Origin of the sequence: Candidatus Pelagibacter sp. FZCC0015, assembly GCF_007833635.1 — a bacterium.
Lineage (GTDB): Bacteria > Pseudomonadota > Alphaproteobacteria > Pelagibacterales > Pelagibacteraceae > Pelagibacter.
Map to the genome: position 1 here is coordinate 623,397 of NZ_CP031125.1, position 17,055 is coordinate 640,451.

Annotated in this window: 14 protein-coding genes; all 14 read left to right on the forward strand. The window is 32.1% G+C overall.

All coding sequences use genetic code 11. From position 1 onward, the window contains the following. Window positions 1–3 precede the first annotated feature (3 nt). The 14 genes from DT059_RS03300 to DT059_RS03365 are packed head-to-tail and all read left to right on the forward strand — an operon-like array spanning window position 4 to window position 17,050. Window positions 4–1,767, forward strand: coding sequence for an acyl-CoA dehydrogenase family protein (locus DT059_RS03300; protein WP_145596732.1), 1,764 nt, complete (start codon window positions 4–6; stop codon window positions 1,765–1,767). A gap of 2 nt (window positions 1,768–1,769) precedes the next feature. Further along, entirely contained in the window at window positions 1,770–3,386 is a 1,617-nt protein-coding gene (locus DT059_RS03305; RefSeq protein ID WP_145596734.1) for an acyl-CoA synthetase, read from the forward strand. 7 nt (window positions 3,387–3,393) lie between these two features. Further along, window positions 3,394–4,170, forward strand: coding sequence for an alpha/beta fold hydrolase (locus DT059_RS03310; RefSeq protein ID WP_145596736.1), 777 nt, complete (start codon window positions 3,394–3,396; stop codon window positions 4,168–4,170). Beyond that, a complete protein-coding gene (locus tag DT059_RS03315) occupies window positions 4,167–5,276 on the forward strand; it encodes a dimethylsulfoniopropionate demethylase (protein WP_145596738.1) in 1,110 nt (369 codons plus the stop codon). The genes DT059_RS03310 and DT059_RS03315 overlap by 4 nt, the downstream gene beginning before the upstream one ends. Window positions 5,277–5,291: 15 nt before the next feature. After that, window positions 5,292–6,287, forward strand: a complete 996-nt coding sequence (locus DT059_RS03320) for an aspartate-semialdehyde dehydrogenase (protein ID WP_145596740.1) — start codon at window positions 5,292–5,294, stop codon at window positions 6,285–6,287. A gap of 3 nt (window positions 6,288–6,290) precedes the next feature. After that, window positions 6,291–6,671, forward strand: coding sequence for a succinate dehydrogenase, cytochrome b556 subunit (gene sdhC / locus DT059_RS03325; RefSeq protein WP_075535934.1), 381 nt, complete (start codon window positions 6,291–6,293; stop codon window positions 6,669–6,671). Continuing rightward, window positions 6,671–7,000, forward strand: a complete 330-nt coding sequence (gene sdhD, locus DT059_RS03330) for a succinate dehydrogenase, hydrophobic membrane anchor protein (RefSeq protein WP_145596742.1) — start codon at window positions 6,671–6,673, stop codon at window positions 6,998–7,000. Before sdhC ends, sdhD begins: the two co-directional genes overlap by 1 nt. Further along, window positions 6,997–8,772 carry a succinate dehydrogenase flavoprotein subunit gene (gene sdhA, locus DT059_RS03335; RefSeq protein ID WP_145596743.1) on the forward strand — a complete coding sequence of 592 codons (1,776 nt, stop codon included), beginning with the start codon at window positions 6,997–6,999 and terminating at the stop codon, window positions 8,770–8,772. The genes sdhD and sdhA overlap by 4 nt, the downstream gene beginning before the upstream one ends. Beyond that, the gene (locus DT059_RS03340; RefSeq protein ID WP_145596745.1) at window positions 8,772–9,551 is read left to right on the forward strand and encodes a succinate dehydrogenase iron-sulfur subunit; all 780 of its coding nucleotides are present in this window, start codon (window positions 8,772–8,774) and stop codon (window positions 9,549–9,551) included. The genes sdhA and DT059_RS03340 overlap by 1 nt, the downstream gene beginning before the upstream one ends. 39 nt (window positions 9,552–9,590) lie before the next feature. Next, entirely contained in the window at window positions 9,591–11,084 is a 1,494-nt protein-coding gene (locus DT059_RS03345) for a CoA-acylating methylmalonate-semialdehyde dehydrogenase (protein ID WP_145596747.1), read from the forward strand. Window positions 11,085–11,093: 9 nt separating this feature from the next. Continuing rightward, a complete protein-coding gene (gene mdh / locus DT059_RS03350; RefSeq protein ID WP_145596749.1) occupies window positions 11,094–12,056 on the forward strand; it encodes a malate dehydrogenase in 963 nt (320 codons plus the stop codon). A 2-nt stretch (window positions 12,057–12,058) separates the two neighbouring features. Then, window positions 12,059–13,219 (forward strand): ADP-forming succinate--CoA ligase subunit beta, encoded by a 1,161-nt coding sequence (gene sucC / locus DT059_RS03355; RefSeq protein ID WP_145596751.1) that lies wholly within the window; start codon window positions 12,059–12,061, stop codon window positions 13,217–13,219. Window position 13,220: 1 nt separating this feature from the next. Continuing rightward, on the forward strand, window positions 13,221–14,096 hold the full coding sequence (sucD, locus tag DT059_RS03360; RefSeq protein ID WP_145596753.1) for a succinate--CoA ligase subunit alpha: 876 nt from the start codon (window positions 13,221–13,223) through the stop codon (window positions 14,094–14,096). A gap of 35 nt (window positions 14,097–14,131) precedes the next feature. Continuing rightward, entirely contained in the window at window positions 14,132–17,050 is a 2,919-nt protein-coding gene (locus DT059_RS03365; protein WP_145596755.1) for a 2-oxoglutarate dehydrogenase E1 component, read from the forward strand. Window positions 17,051–17,055: the final 5 nt, after the last annotated feature.

Here is a 17,055-nt window from a genome sequence, read left to right on the forward strand (position 1 = left end):
AATATGCCAAGTTACACCGCACCAGTAAAAGATATGATGTTTCTCTTTGAAAAATTAAGAGACAATAAAAACTATAATGAGCTTGAAAAATATAATGAGGTGAGTGCAGATCTTGTTAAAGATATTTTAGAAGAAGCAGCTAAAATAAATCAAAATTTAATTTTACCTCTTGCTAAAGCAGGTGATGAAAATCCAGCAATATTAGAAAATGGTGTTGTCAGAACACCACCGGGTTACAAAGAAGCATATCAGAAATACATTGAAGATGGTTGGACGTCATTATCTTGTGACCCCAAATATGGAGGCCAAGGAATGCCAAAAACAGTAAGTGCGTTCTTTGATGAAATGCTTTCCTCAGCCAGTTTGTCATTTAAATTATATAGTGAACTTAGTATTGGTGCCTACAATTGTATTAATCATCATGCTTCAGATGAAATTAAAGATAAATATTTACCAAAAATCGTCGAAGGTAAATGGAGTGGCACTATGTGTTTAACAGAACCAGTCTGTGGTACAGACTTAGGTTTGTTAAAAACCAAAGCCGTCAAACAATCTGATGATACCTATAAAATTAGTGGTCAAAAGATTTTTATAACTTCTGGTGATCATGACTTAACTGAAAATATTATTCATTTAGTTTTAGCAAGATCAACAGACTCTCCTGCGGGCACTAAAGGAATTAGTTTATTTTTAGTTCCAAAATTTATTGTAAATAAAGATGGTAGTGTTGGTCAAAGAAATGGAATTTCAACAGGATCTATTGAAAGCAAAATGGGAATTAAGGGTTCAGCAACATGTGTTTTAAATTTTGATGAAGCAACTGGTTATATGATTGGTAACAAAGACAAAGGTCTTAGTGCCATGTTTACCATGATGAACCTTGAGAGAATAGTGGTAGGCATTCAAGGTTTAGGAATTTCTGAAATTGCGTATCAAAACTCACTTGCTTATGCAAAAGAGAGAAAGCAAGGAAAAACAAATAATTCAAAATCTACAAATGGTGCAGACTTTATAATTGATCATGCGGATATTAGAAGATCTTTACTAAATATGAAGTCAATTATTGAGGGAGAAAGAGCATTATGTTTTTGGTTATCACAACAAACTGAGGTGAGTCTTTATCATCCTGATGAAAAGATTAAACAAGAAGCTTTGGATTATGTTTCATTGATGACACCAGTTGTTAAGTCATTATTTACAGATTTAGCTATGGAAATTACGAACGACGCGATGCAAATACATGGTGGATATGGGTACACTAAAGACCAAGGAATAGAGCAATTATATAGAGATAATCGTATTACCCCAATCTATGAAGGAACAAATTCTGTTCAGGCAGCAGATTTAGTATTTAGAAAATTATCAAATAAAAATGGCGATGTTATCAATAAGTTTTTAGATATGATTAAATCTGAATGTGATAGTAAAAATGAAAAAGTAAATACATTTTCAAAAGAATTAAATCATTATTTAGATATTTTATCTAAGTTTACCGACTGGATTAAGGATAAACATAAAATCGAAAAAGACGATGTTAGTGCTGCAGCAAATGATTATTTAAGAAGTCTGGGATATGTTTCAATTGCTTATGCTTGGATCAAAATTTTAGATGTAAGTTTTAGTGATTTTGAAAAAAATAAGGAATTTTATAGTGATAAAATAAATACAGCAAAATTTTATTTTGATAAGGTATTGCCAAGAGCTGAGTATCATTACAAATCCGCTATTTCTGGAAGTTCTAATATAATGAATTTTAAGTTTAATTAATAATGAATCATTACGAGACAAATTTAGATAAAAATAAAGCTAATTACGTACCACTTACTCCATTAACGTTTCTTAAAAGAGCAAGGGAAATTTATCCAAATTATGAAGCTATAATTTATGAAGATAGGAAATATACTTGGGAGGAAGTTTACAAAAGAGCTGTAAAATTTGCTAGCGCACTGTCAAAAATTGGAATTAAAAAAGGAGATACAGTTTCGTTTTTGGCCTTCAATACACCTGAGATTTTCGAAGGACATTACTCAGTACCTATGGCAGGTGCAGTATTGAATACAATTAATATAAGACTAGATGCAAATACAATTTCATATATTTTAGATCACAGCGATGCAAAGGTGCTAGTAGTTGATAGACAATTGCATGTAGAAGTTAAGAAAGCATTAAAAACTTTAAATAAGAAAATTACAATAATTGATATAGATGATAAAAATGCAGATCAATCGAAATCAGAAAAAATTGGCGATTTAGAATATGAAAGTTTTTTAAATACAGGTGATGAAAATTACGATTGGCAAATGCCAGAGGATGAATGGCAAGCAATATCATTAAGCTATACGTCAGGTACTACAGGAAATCCCAAAGGAGTAGTTTATCATCATAGAGGTGCATATTTAATGTCTACAGGAAGTTCTGTAGCTTGGAACATGCCAAATAGATTAAATTTTTTAACAGTGGTTCCAATGTTTCATTGTAATGGTTGGTGTTATCCATGGACAGTTCCGATGTTAAATGGAAGGACAATTTGTTTAAGAAATATTGATATTAAAAAAATTTTTCAATTAATTGAAAAATATGAAGTAACCCATTTTGGTGGTGCACCAATTGTATTAAATATGATTACCGGAGCACCAGAAAGCGACAAAAAAAAATTAAAACAAAAAGTTTATGTCTTAACGGCTGGAGCACCTCCACCAAGTATAATTTTCAAAAAAATGAAAGCATTAGGTTTTGAAGTTATGCATGTTTACGGTTTAACAGAAACTTATGGACATGTTACCCAGTGCGCTTGGAATGATGAGTGGAACAATTTTGATGAAGAAAAACAAAATGAAATTAAAGCTAGGCAAGGTGTGAGATATCCAAATACTGAAGGTGTAACTGTTTTGGATCCAGATACTATGAAAGAAGTTCCTAAAGATGGAAAAACAATTGGTGAAATTATGATTAGAGGAAATGTAGTAATGAAAGGTTACTTTAAAGACAAAGATGCTACCGATAAAGCTATGAAGGATGGGTGGTTTCATAGTGGTGATCTAGCCGTGATGCATCCTGATGGCTATGTAAAAATACAAGATAGATCAAAAGATATAATTATTTCTGGAGGAGAAAATATTTCCTCAATTGAAATAGAAAATACACTTTCTAAACATCCATCAGTTTCTATTGCTGCAGTTGTTGCTAAACCAGATGAAAAATGGGGCGAAGTTCCTTGCGCATTTATTGAAATGGTTAAAGATAAACCGGTATCTGAAAAAGAATTAATTGATTTTTGTAAGGAGACTTTAGCAGGATTTAAAGTTCCTAAAAAGGTTGTGTTCTGTGATTTGCCAAAAACTTCAACAGGAAAAATACAAAAATTTGAATTGAGAAAACAAGTTTAGGTAATTTTTGAATTTTCAATTAGAAAATAAAAATGTTTATGCTTCTGATGCAGGACAGGGCATTGATCAAAATAAAGATACAATAGTATTTCTTCATGGGAGCGGTCTTTCTCATATTGTTTGGTCTCTAACAGAACAATTTTTTTCAAATAATAATTTTAATGTTTTATCTATTGATTTGCCTGGGCATGGTAATTCCGATGGTCCTTGCTTAGATAGTATTGAAAAAATAGCTGATTGGTTAGAACGGGTTTTTAACGAACTAAATCTAAATAATTTAATTTTAATTGGTCATTCCCAAGGTTGCTTGGAGATACTTGAATATGCTCACAAATATAAAGATAGATTAAAAAAGTTAGTCTTTATTGGAGGCTCAAATAAAATGCCAGTACATCCAGATTTAATTGATCTAGCAAAAAATGGGGACTCCGATGCAGTTAAATTAATGATGAAGTGGGGTTATGAAGGTTCAAAAAGATTTATTGGAGGTAACCCAGTAGAAAAAATAATACAATCACCTCGAGATATAAGAGACATACTGGCGGTAGACCTTGTAGCATGTAACAATTACAAAAATGGTTCTGATGCTGCTAAATTAATACAATTCCCATCAATGTTTATTTTTGGCTCTTTAGATAAGATGGTAAATCTAGAAGCTGGAAAAAAATTTTCTAGTCTAATTAATAATTCATCTACACATATAATAGAGGGTTGTGGACATATGATTATGATTGAAAAAGCATTTGAAATGAGAGACAAAGTTTTAGAATTTTTGAAAAAATGAAAAACTTTTTAATCGCAAAATCAAGAAGACTTAGAAGTACTCCATATACTTCTCGAATTGAGGAACAGGGTGTTACAGCTTATACAATTTATAACCATATGTTGCTTCCAGCTGCCTTTGGTTCAATTGAAGAATCTTATCATCATTTAAAAGAGCATGTTCAGATCTGGGATGTAGCAGCTGAAAGACAGGTAGAAATTTCAGGAAAAGATTCTGCAAAACTAGTTCAGTTGATGACTTGTAGAGATTTATCAAAATCTAAAGATGGAAGATGTTATTATTGTCCGATTATAGATGATAATGCTGGTTTAATTAATGATCCAGTTGTTTTAAGAATTAACGAAAATAAATGGTGGATTTCTATTGCAGATACGGACGTAATATTATTTGCAAAAGGATTAGCAATTGGAAATAAATTTGATGTTGAAATCACAGAGCCAAAAGTTGATATCATGGCTGTACAAGGTCCAAAATCATTTAAATTGATGGAAAAAATATTTGGAGAACAGATCACAAAATTAAAATTTTTTGGTTTTGATTATTTTGAATTTGGAGGTGCAAAACACCTTATCGCACAATCTGGATGGTCTAAACAAGGAGGCTATGAAGTATATGTTCAAAATACAGAAGCTGGCTTAAAACTGTATGATCATTTATTTGAAATTGGAAAAGAATTTAATGTTAAACCAGGATGTCCTAATTTGATTGAAAGAATAGAAAGTGGACTGTTATCTCATGGTAATGATATGGATAATGGAGATAATCCTTATGAATGTGGTTTCGATAAATATATCAACATAGATAGTGATGTTATCTTTTTAGGAAAAGAAAAATTGAAGACAATTAAATCTGAAGGAATAAATAAAAAATTAATGGGAGTTAAATTTGATATAGAGAAAATAAGTTTAACAGGATCTTTAGATCTTACTGATGATCAGAACAACATCGTTGGAGAATTACGGTCAGCATGCTATTCACCACATTTTAAAAAAGTGATTGGTATTGCCATGATGAAAAAATCACATTGGAATGTAGACCAGAAGGTAAAAGCAAGCATAAATAGTGATATTTGTAGTGGTAAAGTTTGCGATTTACCTTTTATTTAGTATAACAGCTTTAAAATGAACATAGCTATAGTAGGTGCAACAGGAAATGTTGGTAGAAAAACTCTTGAAGTATTTGATAAAAAAAACTTTAAGTTTGATGATCTATATTTAGTTGCCTCAGAAAAAAGTGCAGGAAAAAAAATCTCTTTTAGAAATAAAGAGTATGTTATTGAAAATTTAGAGACATATGATTTTTCAAAAGCAGATATAACTTTTTTTGCAGCTGGAGGAAAAATTGCTGAAAAATATGCAGAAAAAGCTGCCAAGCACACAATTGTAATTGATAATTCGAGTTTTTTTAGAATGGATCCAGATGTTCCATTGATCGTCCCACAAGTGAATGCAGCTGAAATTAAAAATATGAAAAAAAATATTATTGCAAATCCAAATTGTTCTACAGCACAACTTGTTATAGCACTTAAACCACTACATAATTTATTCAAAATAAAAAGAGTTGTAGTTTCAACTTACCAATCTGTTTCGGGTGGTGGCAAAAGTCCAATGGACGAATTAATAGATCAAACTAAACAATATTTAGATGGAAAAAAAATAGAGTCAAAAAATTTTACTAAACAAATCGCTTTTAATGTTATTCCACATATCGATGTTTTTGCCGATGATGGATATACAAAAGAAGAATTAAAAATGACAAATGAAACAAAAAAAATATTAGATGATTCAATAGAACTTACAGCCACATGTGTAAGAATTCCTGTTTTAGTTTCTCATTCAGAGTCTGTTAATATAGAATTTGAAAAACCATATACTTTAGAAAAAGTGAGAGATGTTTTAAGTAAAGCAGATGGTTGTGAGGTTATTGATAAAAGAGAAAATGGAGGTTATAGCACACCATTTGAAGCAGCTGGGAGTGATGAGACATATATATCTAGAATTCGAGAAGACAAAACTAAAAAAAATTCATTAAATTTGTGGATTGTATCAGATAACCTGCTTAGAGGTGCAGCACTTAATTCTGTTGAAATTGCTGAAACAATTATTAACTCAAAATAAAATATGGAAGACAGACCTTTATCACCACACATACAGATTTATAAATGGCATATTTCTTCATTAGTATCTATTTCACATAGAATTACAGGAATAATCAATTTTTTTGCGATCACATTAATCTGTATTTGGTTTACATTAATGCTTTTAGGAGAAAGTGATTATCAAATTATTAAAATTTTTTTAGAAACTTTTTTAGGTAAGTTTATTTTAATCGGAATAACCTGGTCATTTAGTTTTCAAATGTTAAGTGAAGTAAGACACTTGATTATGGATTTAGGTTATGGATTTGAATTACAAACAACAAAAATTACAGGTTTGTTAGTTATTTTTGGTTCGATTGTTTTAACTATCTTAATTTATTTAATTGGTAGAGGATTAATATAATGCTTCCAGTAACAAAAAAATGGTTATTCTTAAAAATTAGTTCTGCAATCTTATTACCTTTAATGCTTTGGTTTATTATAAATTTAGTGAATATCTATGATAAAAGTTATTTTGAAATAGTGAATTTTTTAACAAAACAACCATCTAAATTCCTAATTGGATTATTTTTAGTTATTGCTTATTTTTTTTCAGCTTTGACTATAAGTGAGGTTTTTGAAGACTATATTAACGATAAAAAAATCAAAAATGCCGCAAACAAAATCCTAAATTTTTTTGCTATAATAATTCCAGTAATTACAATAATTGTAATTTTTAACTTAAATACATGAAAGCATATAATATTATAGACCATGAGTACGATGTTGTTGTACTTGGTGCAGGTGGATCAGGTTTAAGAGCGGCAGTAGGGCTCAGCGAAGCTGGCTTAAAAACAGCTTGTATCTCAAAAGTATTTCCTACCAGAAGTCATACATCAGCTGCACAAGGTGGAATATCAGCAGCACTAGGAAATATGGGAGAAGATGATTGGAGATGGCACATGTATGACACTGTCAAAGGTGCAGATTGGTTAGGTGATCAAGATAGTATTGAATATCTTTGTAAAGAAGCACCTAAAGCAGTTTTAGAGTTAGAGAAATATGGAGTTCCATTTAGCAGAACTGAAGAAGGAAAAATTTATCAAAGACCATTTGGTGGAATGACAAAAAATTATGGAAATGGAATAGTTCAAAGAACTTGTGCTGCAGCTGATAGAACAGGACATGCTATTTTACACACATTATACGGACAAGCGTTAAAGCATGATACAGAATTTTTTATAGAATATTTTGCATTAGATTTGTTGATGAAGAATGGAGAATGCAAAGGTCTAATTGCTTGGAATTTGAATGATGGCACAATTCATAGATTTAGAGCGCACACAGTAATTATTGCTACTGGTGGTTATGGAAAAGTTTATTATTCAGCAACATCAGCACATACTTGCACTGGTGATGGCAATGCAATGGTTTTAAGAGCTGGATTACCGCTTCAGGATATGGAGTTTGTTCAATTTCACCCAACAGGAATTTATGGCCACGGCACCTTAATAACAGAAGGTGCGCGAGGAGAAGGGGGTTATCTTACAAATTCTAAAGGTGAAAGATTTATGGAAAGATATGCTCCAAATGCAAAAGATTTAGCATCAAGAGATGTTGTTAGCAGATCTATGTCTATTGAGATTAATGAGGGAAGAGGTGTTGGAAAAGATCAAGATCATGTTCATTTGAACCTAAGTCACTTAGATAAAGATATAATTGAAAGCAGGCTTCCTGGAATTACTGATGCAGCGAGATTATTTGCAAATGTAGATGTAACTAAAGAACCAATTCCTGTTGTGCCAACAGTTCATTATAATATGGGCGGTATTCCAACAAACTATAAAGCAGAAGTATTAACTGTAAATGGCTCAGAAAAAACTGTTCCAGGTTTAATGGCTATAGGAGAAGCGGCATGTGTCTCTGTTCACGGAGCAAATAGACTTGGTTCTAATTCTTTAATTGATTTAGTAGTATTTGGAAGAGCAGCAGCAAAAAGAGCAGCTGAATTAGTTAAGCCAGGAACACCTCATGAAGAAATTCCAGAGTCAGAAACACAAAAATGTTTAGATAGATTTGATAAACTTAGAAATGCACAAGGAAATAATAGTACTGCAGAACTTAGACTTTCAATGCAAAAAACCATGCAGTCGAAATGTGCAGTTTTTAGAACTGAAAAAAATCTTAAAGAAGGTGTTGATGAGATTAAAAAAACCTATGATGGTATGGACTCAATTTCAGTCAAAGATAGGTCTTTAGTATTTAATACTGATTTAGTTGAAACATTAGAATTTGATAATTTAATAAGACAAGCAGTAACTACTGTAGAATCTGCATATCATAGAAAAGAGAGCAGAGGTGCTCACGCGAGAGACGACTATCCAAAAAGAGATGACGAAAAGTTTATGCAACACACTCTTGCTTGGTGTGATGGAAAAAATACAAAGATTAGTTACAGAGCAGTACACAAATCAACTTTAACAAACGAAGTTCAATATTTTCCACCACAAGAGCGAGTATATTAATGGTTCAGCTAAGCTTACCTAAAAATTCAGAGGTTAAAAAAGGCAAATATTTTAAAGACAAAACTGGATCTAAAAATTTAAGAAAAGTAAATATTTATAGATGGGATCCATCGACAGAGGAAAATCCTAGGATTGATACATACGAAGTTGATATGAATAATTGTCCATCTAAGGTGCTAGATATTTTAAATAAAATTAAAAACGAAATTGATCCTACATTGGCCTATAGACGGTCTTGTGCTCATGGTGTTTGTGGTTCTTGTGCTATGAATATGGGAGGAAAAAATGGACTAGCCTGCACAACTCCTCATGCAGAGATAGACGGTGACATCGATATTTATCCTCTACCTCATTTAAAAGTTAAAAGAGATTTGATTGGTGATTTAGATGGTTTATATAAACAATATCAATCTATTGAACCTTGGTTAAAAAATAACTCAACAAAACAGACAACAGAAATTTATCAGTCTAAAGAAGATAGAGCAAAACTTGATGGTGCTTACGAATGCATTATGTGTGCTTGCTGTTCTACATCTTGCCCAAGTTATTGGTGGAATGGAGATAAATATTTAGGTCCTGCAGTTCTGCTACAAGCTTATAGATGGATTATTGATAGTAGAGATGAAGAGAGAAAAGCTAGATTAAAAAAAGTTTCAGATGAATTAAAATTATATAGATGCCATACAATATTAAATTGTACAAATGCATGTCCTAAGGGCTTGAATCCAGCAAAAGCTATAGCTGAAATAAAAAAAATGTTAGCAACAGCTAATGTTTAAATAGACTATTCGATATTTTTGATCTAAAACACCGTATTCATGAAATTAATAGAACACTTCGTAAACGGTAAAATAATTCCGGGATCTTCAGATAAAAAAGGAAAAGTTTTTAATCCAGCAACTGGCGAACAAGAGTCAGAGGTAAGACTTGCCTCAAAATCTGATCTAGACAGTGCTGTTGAGGTAGCAAAAAAAGCATTTGAAACTTGGTCTTTAAAACCTGCTCTACAAAGAGCTAGAATAATATTTAAATTTAAAGAATTAATTGAAAAAAATTCTGATGAATTAACGAAGTTAATAGTTTCAGAACATGGAAAAGTTTATGAAGATGCAAGAGGCTCTTTAACTAGAGGACTTGAGGTGGTAGAATTTGCTTGTGGAATACCACATTTATTAAAAGGTGAGTTTTCAGAAAATGTTGGTACCAATGTTGATAGTTGGTCAATTAGGCAACCATTAGGAGTTGTTGCGGGTATCACACCTTTTAATTTTCCTGCTATGGTACCAATGTGGATGTTTCCAATAGCAATAGCTTGTGGAAACAGTTTTATTCTTAAACCATCAGAAAAAGACCCTTCTTGCGCAATAAGATTGGCAGAACTACTTACTGAGGCTGGTCTTCCAGAAGGAGTATTTAATGTAATAAATGGAGATAAAGAAGCTGTTGATGCAATTTTAGAAAACAAAGATATCAAAGCTGTTAGTTTCGTAGGATCTACTCCTATTGCAAAATATATTTATGAAAATTCAGCTAAAAATGAAAAAAGAGTTCAAGCTTTGGGTGGAGCAAAAAACCATTTAGTTGTTATGCCAGATTGTGATTTAGATGGTGCAGTAAATGGTTTAATGGGTGCTGCTTATGGTTCAGCTGGAGAAAGATGTATGGCTCAATCAGTTGCGGTTGCGGTTGGAGACATCGGCGATGAACTTGTATCAAGATTATCAAAAAAAGCTGAAGCTTTAAAAGTTGGTCCTGGAATGGATAAAGCATCAGAAATGGGACCTTTAGTTACAAAAGAACATTTAGAAAAAGTTACAAGCTACGTTGATTTAGGTGTCGAGGAAGGAGCTAAGCTAGTGGTTGATGGTAGAGGTTTAAAACTCCAAGGCTATGAAAATGGTTTCTATATAGGTGGATGTTTATTTGATCACGTAAATAAAGATATGAGAATTTACAAAGAAGAAATATTTGGTCCAGTCTTATCAGTTGTTCGAGTAAAAACTTTTGAAGAAGCTGCAAAATTAATTAACGACCATGAGTATGGAAATGGAGTTAGTATTTATACAAGAGACGGTGATGCAGGCAGAACTTTTGCAAGTAAAATTCAAGTAGGTATGGTTGGTATTAACGTACCTATCCCAGTTCCAATGGCATTTCATAGTTTTGGCGGTTGGAAAAGATCATTATTCGGAGATAGCGGAATGCATGGTATGGAAGGAATAAAATTTTACACTAAACTTAAAACAGTAACATCTAGATGGCCTTCAGGTGTCCGATCAAATGCGGAATTTGTTATGCCAACAATGAAATAAAGGAAATAAATGACAAAAATATCTTTAATTGGTGCAGGCCAAATAGGTGGAACTCTTGCACATTTAATAGGAACAAAAGAATTAGTTGATGAAGTTGTTTTATTTGACGTAGCTAGCGGTATTGCAAAAGGAAAAGCATTAGATATTGCACAATCTTCATCTGTAGATGGTTTCAATGTTAGGTTTTCAGGAACTGATAACTATGAGGATATAAAAGATTCAGATGTAATAATAATTACAGCAGGTGTTCCAAGAAAACCTGGAATGAGCCGAGATGACCTTCTTGGAATAAATTTAAAAATTATTAAACAAGTTGCTGAAGGGGTAAAGAAAAATGCTCCTAACGCTTTTGTGATCTGCATCACCAATCCTTTAGATGTCATGGTTATGGCATTTCAAAAATTTTCAGGTTTGCCATCAAATAAAGTTGTTGGTATGGCAGGTATCTTAGATAGTTCGAGATTTAAATTATTTTTATCATTAGAACTAAATGTGCCAGTAAGAGAAATTGAGGCAATGGTTATGGGTGGTCATGGTGACACCATGGTTCCTATGCCAAGATTTACAAAAATTTCAGGTAAACCATTGTTGGATCTTGTAAAGGATGGAAAGATTTCTTCAGAAAGAGTTGAGGAAATTAATCAAAGAACACGAGATGGTGGTGCGGAAATAGTTAAATATTTAGAAAAAGGATCAGCCTTTTATGCACCAGCAGCTTCAGGTGTTCAAATGGCAGAAGCATATTTAAATGATCAGAAAAAATTATTACCCTGCGCTGTACAATTAAATGGAGAATATGGTGTGAAAAATGTTTATGCAGGTGTTCCTGTTATCATTGGAAAAGATGGTGTAGAAAAAATTGAAGAAATTAATTTAGATGAAAAAGAAAAAAAAGAATTTATGCATTCAATAGATGCTGTAAAAGCTTTATGGGAAGCTGCATCTAAAATAGATCCTGATTTATCTAAATAATAATGAATATTCACGAGCATCAAGCTAAACAAATATTAAAAAAATATGGAGCTGAAGTTCCCGAAGGAGTATTTGCGCTTAATATTGATGAACTTATTGAAAAAGCAAAAGCACTCAAAACTGAGAAATATGTGCTTAAAGCACAAATTCACGCGGGCGGCAGAGGAAAAGCTGGTGGTGTAAAAATTTTAAACACTATTGAGGAACTAACAGTAGCAGCTAAAGAATTACTGGGTAAAACACTAGTTACTCATCAAACTGGCCCTGAAGGTAGAGAAGTAAAAAGATTATACGTAGAAGAATCATCAAATATAGATAAAGAATTTTACTTATCTTGTCTGGTTGATAGAGCAAGTTCTAAAATCGCTTTTATATCGAGTGACCAAGGAGGGATGGACATTGAAGAAGTTGCAAGCAGTTCACCTGAAAAAATTGTAACCACAAAAGTTGATATAGGTGATGAAATTTCTGAGACAGATTGTGAAAAAATAATTAATATTTTTAATTTAAATGAAGACGCAAAAAAACAAGCAATTAAATTAATTAAATCAATTTATAAAATGTTTGTGAGTACTGATGCTAACATGGTTGAAGTAAATCCATTAATTTTGACAAAAGAGGAAAAAATTGTTTGTTTAGATGCAAAAGTTAATTTTGACTCTAACGCTTTATTCAGGCATCCAGAAATTATTGAATTAAGAGATTTAAACGAGGAAGATCCTACCGAGATAGAAGCTAGCAAGCATGATCTTGCATATATCAAGCTAGATGGAAGTATTGGCTGTATGGTGAATGGAGCTGGATTAGCGATGGCAACAATGGATATAATTAAATTGTACGGTAAAGAGCCAGCAAATTTTTTAGATGTAGGCGGTGGAGCATCTAAAGAAAAAGTATCTGCTGCATTAAAGATAATTCTCTCAGATAAAAATGTTAAAGGTATTTTAATTAATATTTTTGGAGGAATAATGAGATGTGATGTCCTTGCTCAAGGAGTAGTTGATGCAGCCAAGGAAATAAATATTAGTGTTCCTCTAGTTGTACGTTTAGCAGGTACAAATTTTAAAGAGGGAAAAGAAATTCTTGATAATTCTGGTTTAGAATTAATTTCAGCAGAAAATTTAGATGATGCAGCTAAGAAAATTGTTGAGGCAATAAAATAATATGTCAGTTTTAGTAAATAAGAATACAAAAGTTATTTGTCAGGGATTTACAGGCGCGCACGGAACTTTTCATTCAGAACAGGCTATAAAATACGGCACCAATCTTGTTGGTGGAGTTACGCCAAAGAAAGGTGGACAAAAACATTTAGACAGACCAGTTTTTAACAGTGTATTAGAAGCAAAAAATGAAGTAGGTGCTGACGCAACTATGATTTATGTACCTGCAAAATTTGCTGCAGCAGCAATAATTGAAGCTATTGATGCATCAGTTGAACTTATTGTTTGTATAACAGAGGGAATTCCAATCCAAGATATGCTTAAGGTAAGACAAAAATTAATTGGCTCTAATAGCAGATTGATAGGACCTAATTGTCCAGGAATAATTACACCAGATGAATGTAAAATAGGAATCATGCCAGGTAGTATTCATAAAAGAGGAAGTGTTGGAATTGTATCAAGGTCAGGCACATTGACATATGAGGCAGTAGCTCAAACAACTGAAAATGGACTCGGTCAATCAACTTGTATAGGAATTGGTGGAGATCCTATTAACGGAACAAATTTTATAGACTGTTTAGATTTATTTTTAAATGATGATGAAACAGAGTCTATTTTAATGATAGGTGAAATTGGAGGAAATGCGGAAGAGGAAGCTGCTGAATTTGTAAAAAATCACAAGATCAAAAAGCCAATAGTTGGATTTATTGCAGGAATTACTGCTCCTCCAGGCAGAAGAATGGGACATGCTGGAGCTATAATTTCAGGTGGAAAAGGTGGAGCTGAGGATAAAATTAAAAAAATGGAAGAATGCGGTATTACTGTTGCCAAATCACCATCAATTATTGGAAAAACTTTATTTAATAAACTGTCTAATTGAAAAATAATATTAGAGGGATATATTAAATAAAAAAGATGTCTTCATCAAAAAATCTTGATTTCGAAAAAACTTCATTTTTAAATAAGTCTAATAGTGCATTCATTGAAGAAATGTATTTAAAATTCATTAATAAAGATGCAGATCTTCCAGAAAGTTGGGCAAATTATTTTGAAGGAATTGGCGAAGAATTAAATGTAATAGCAAAAGAAATTAATGGTCCATCATGGGGACCAACTAAAAAAAAGATTGATATTGATGAATTACAAAAAAAAATAGAAGAACAAGATAAAAAAGATTTTGATAATGTCAAATTAGACACTTCAGAAAAATTTAATTTTCAATTACTTGCTGACTCAAACAAAGATTCTATAAGTGCCGTAGCATTAATTAGAGCATATAGACTAAGAGGGCATTTATTAGCAGATTTGGATCCTCTAGAAATGAGAGAGTCAGAGTATTTAGATGAGCTTCATCCAGATTTTTATGGTTTTAAAAAAGAAAATTATGATAAGAAAATTTTTCTAAACGGGGTAATTAATCGTAAATATGCAAATATAAGAGAAATACTTAAGTTTATGAAGAAGACCTATTGTGGAAAAATAGGTTATGAGTTCATGCATATTTCAAACCCAGTTGAAAGAAAGTGGTTTAGAGACAGGATAGAGCAAGATAAAAATGCACTTCAATTTACAAAAAATGGTAAAGAAGCAATTTTAAATAAATTAGTACAAGCAGAAGGATTTGAAAAATTTTTAGCTACTAAGTATGTGGGAACAAAAAGGTTTGGTTTAGATGGTGGAGAAAGTTTAATACCTGCCCTTGAACAAATAATAAAAATTGGTGGGCAAAATAATATAAAAGAAGTTAAGATAGGCATGTCTCATAGAGGCAGACTTAATGTATTGGCAAATGTTTTACAAAAATCTTATAAAAGAATTTTTAACGAGTTTGCTGGTGAATTTAGTTCTGACAGCGAAGATAGCGCTGGAGATGTCAAATATCATCTTGGAGCATCATCAGATAGAGAGTTCGATGGAAACTCAGTTCATGTAAGTTTAACAGATAATCCCTCACATTTAGAGGCTGTTAACCCTGTAGTTTTAGGACAGACAAGAGCTAAACAATTTTTCCATCAAGATAAAGAGAGAAACAAAGTTATACCAATACTCATTCATGGAGATGCAGCTTTTGCTGGTCAAGGAGTTGTTGCTGAATGTTTTGCGATGTCTGGATTACCAGGTCACAATACTGGTGGAACAATTCATATTATTGTAAATAATCAGATAGGATTTACTACTAGTCCAAGATTTGCTAGGTCTTCACCTTATCCATCAGATGTTGCAAAAATGGTAGAAGCACCGATCCTTCATGTTAATGGAGATGATCCAGAAGCAGTTGTTTATTCGACTAGAATAGCAACAGAATTTCGTTTAAAATTTAACAGAGACGTTGTTGTAGACCTAATTTGTTACAGAAGGTTTGGACATAATGAGGGAGATGAGCCTGCATTTACCCAACCTTTAATGTATAAAAAAATTAGATCACACCCTAGCGTTTATAAGATTTATGGAAATAAACTTGTAAATGAAAACTCTATAACGCAAGAATTATTAAATCAAAACGTTAAATCATTTAAGGATTTACTTGATGAACAATATAAGAGTGCAAAAGACTATAATCCTAAAATAGAATGGTTTGAAGGAACTTGGTCAAGATATAAACCTGAAAGAGGCAAAGATAAAAGAGGTATAACGGGCTATGAGGAAAACAAATTAAAATTAATTTCAGATAAAATAAATATTATACCTGAAGAAAAAAATATTCATAAAACTATCTCTAAAATATTTAATGCTAGAAAAGAAAGTATTGAAAAAGGTACTGGAATTGATTGGTCTTCAGCAGAAGCGCTTGCTTTTGGATCATTGCTTGAAGAAGGATATCCAGTCAGACTTGTAGGACAAGATTCTGGTAGAGGGACATTCAGTCAACGACATTCTGTTTTAAGAAATCAACTAGATAACTCCAGGTATGTTCCTCTTAATAATATTTCTGATAATCAAAAGCATTTTGAAGTAGTAGATAGTTTTTTATCTGAACTTGCGGTTTTAGGTTTTGAATATGGTTACAGTCTTGTGGAACCAAACACTCTTACTCTTTGGGAGGCTCAATTTGGTGATTTTGCAAATGGAGCTCAAGTAGTAATTGATCAATTTATTGCATCTGGGGAGAGAAAATGGAATAGAGCATCTGGTATAGTAATGTTGTTACCTCATGGATATGAAGGACAAGGACCAGAACATTCTTCAGCAAGATTAGAGAGATTTTTACAATTATGCTCAAACGACAATATGCAGGTAATGAATTGCACAACCCCAGCAAATTACTTTCATGCTTTGAGAAGACAAATGCATAGAAGTTTTAGGAAGCCTCTAATTATAATGACACCAAAATCACTATTAAGAAATAAATACTGTGTATCAAATTTAGAAGATTTTAACAAAAACAACACCTTTCATAGAGTTCTATGGGACCATGCTATTGACCCTAAGTCTAAAGGATTTATTGAACTAAAAGAAAGTTCTAAAATTAAAAAAGTAATTCTTTGTTCTGGAAAAGTATATTTTGATTTATTAGATGCTAGAGAAAAGTTTAAAAGAGATGATGTTGTGATGTATAGAATAGAACAATTATATCCGTTTCCAGCAAAAGCTTTAGTTAAGGAGTTAAAACCATATGCTAAAAATGCTCAATTTTTTTGGTGTCAAGAAGAACCAAAAAATATGGGTGCCTGGTTTTCAGTAAGAGATTATATCCAATGGACATTAGACACTTTAAAGGCTAATAATAACAAAATTTCTTATATAGGAAGAAGCCCAGATGCAACTCCTGCAACAGGATACGCCAAAAGGCATAATTCTCAACAACAAGAAATAATTAACGAGGTGTTTGATTAATTATA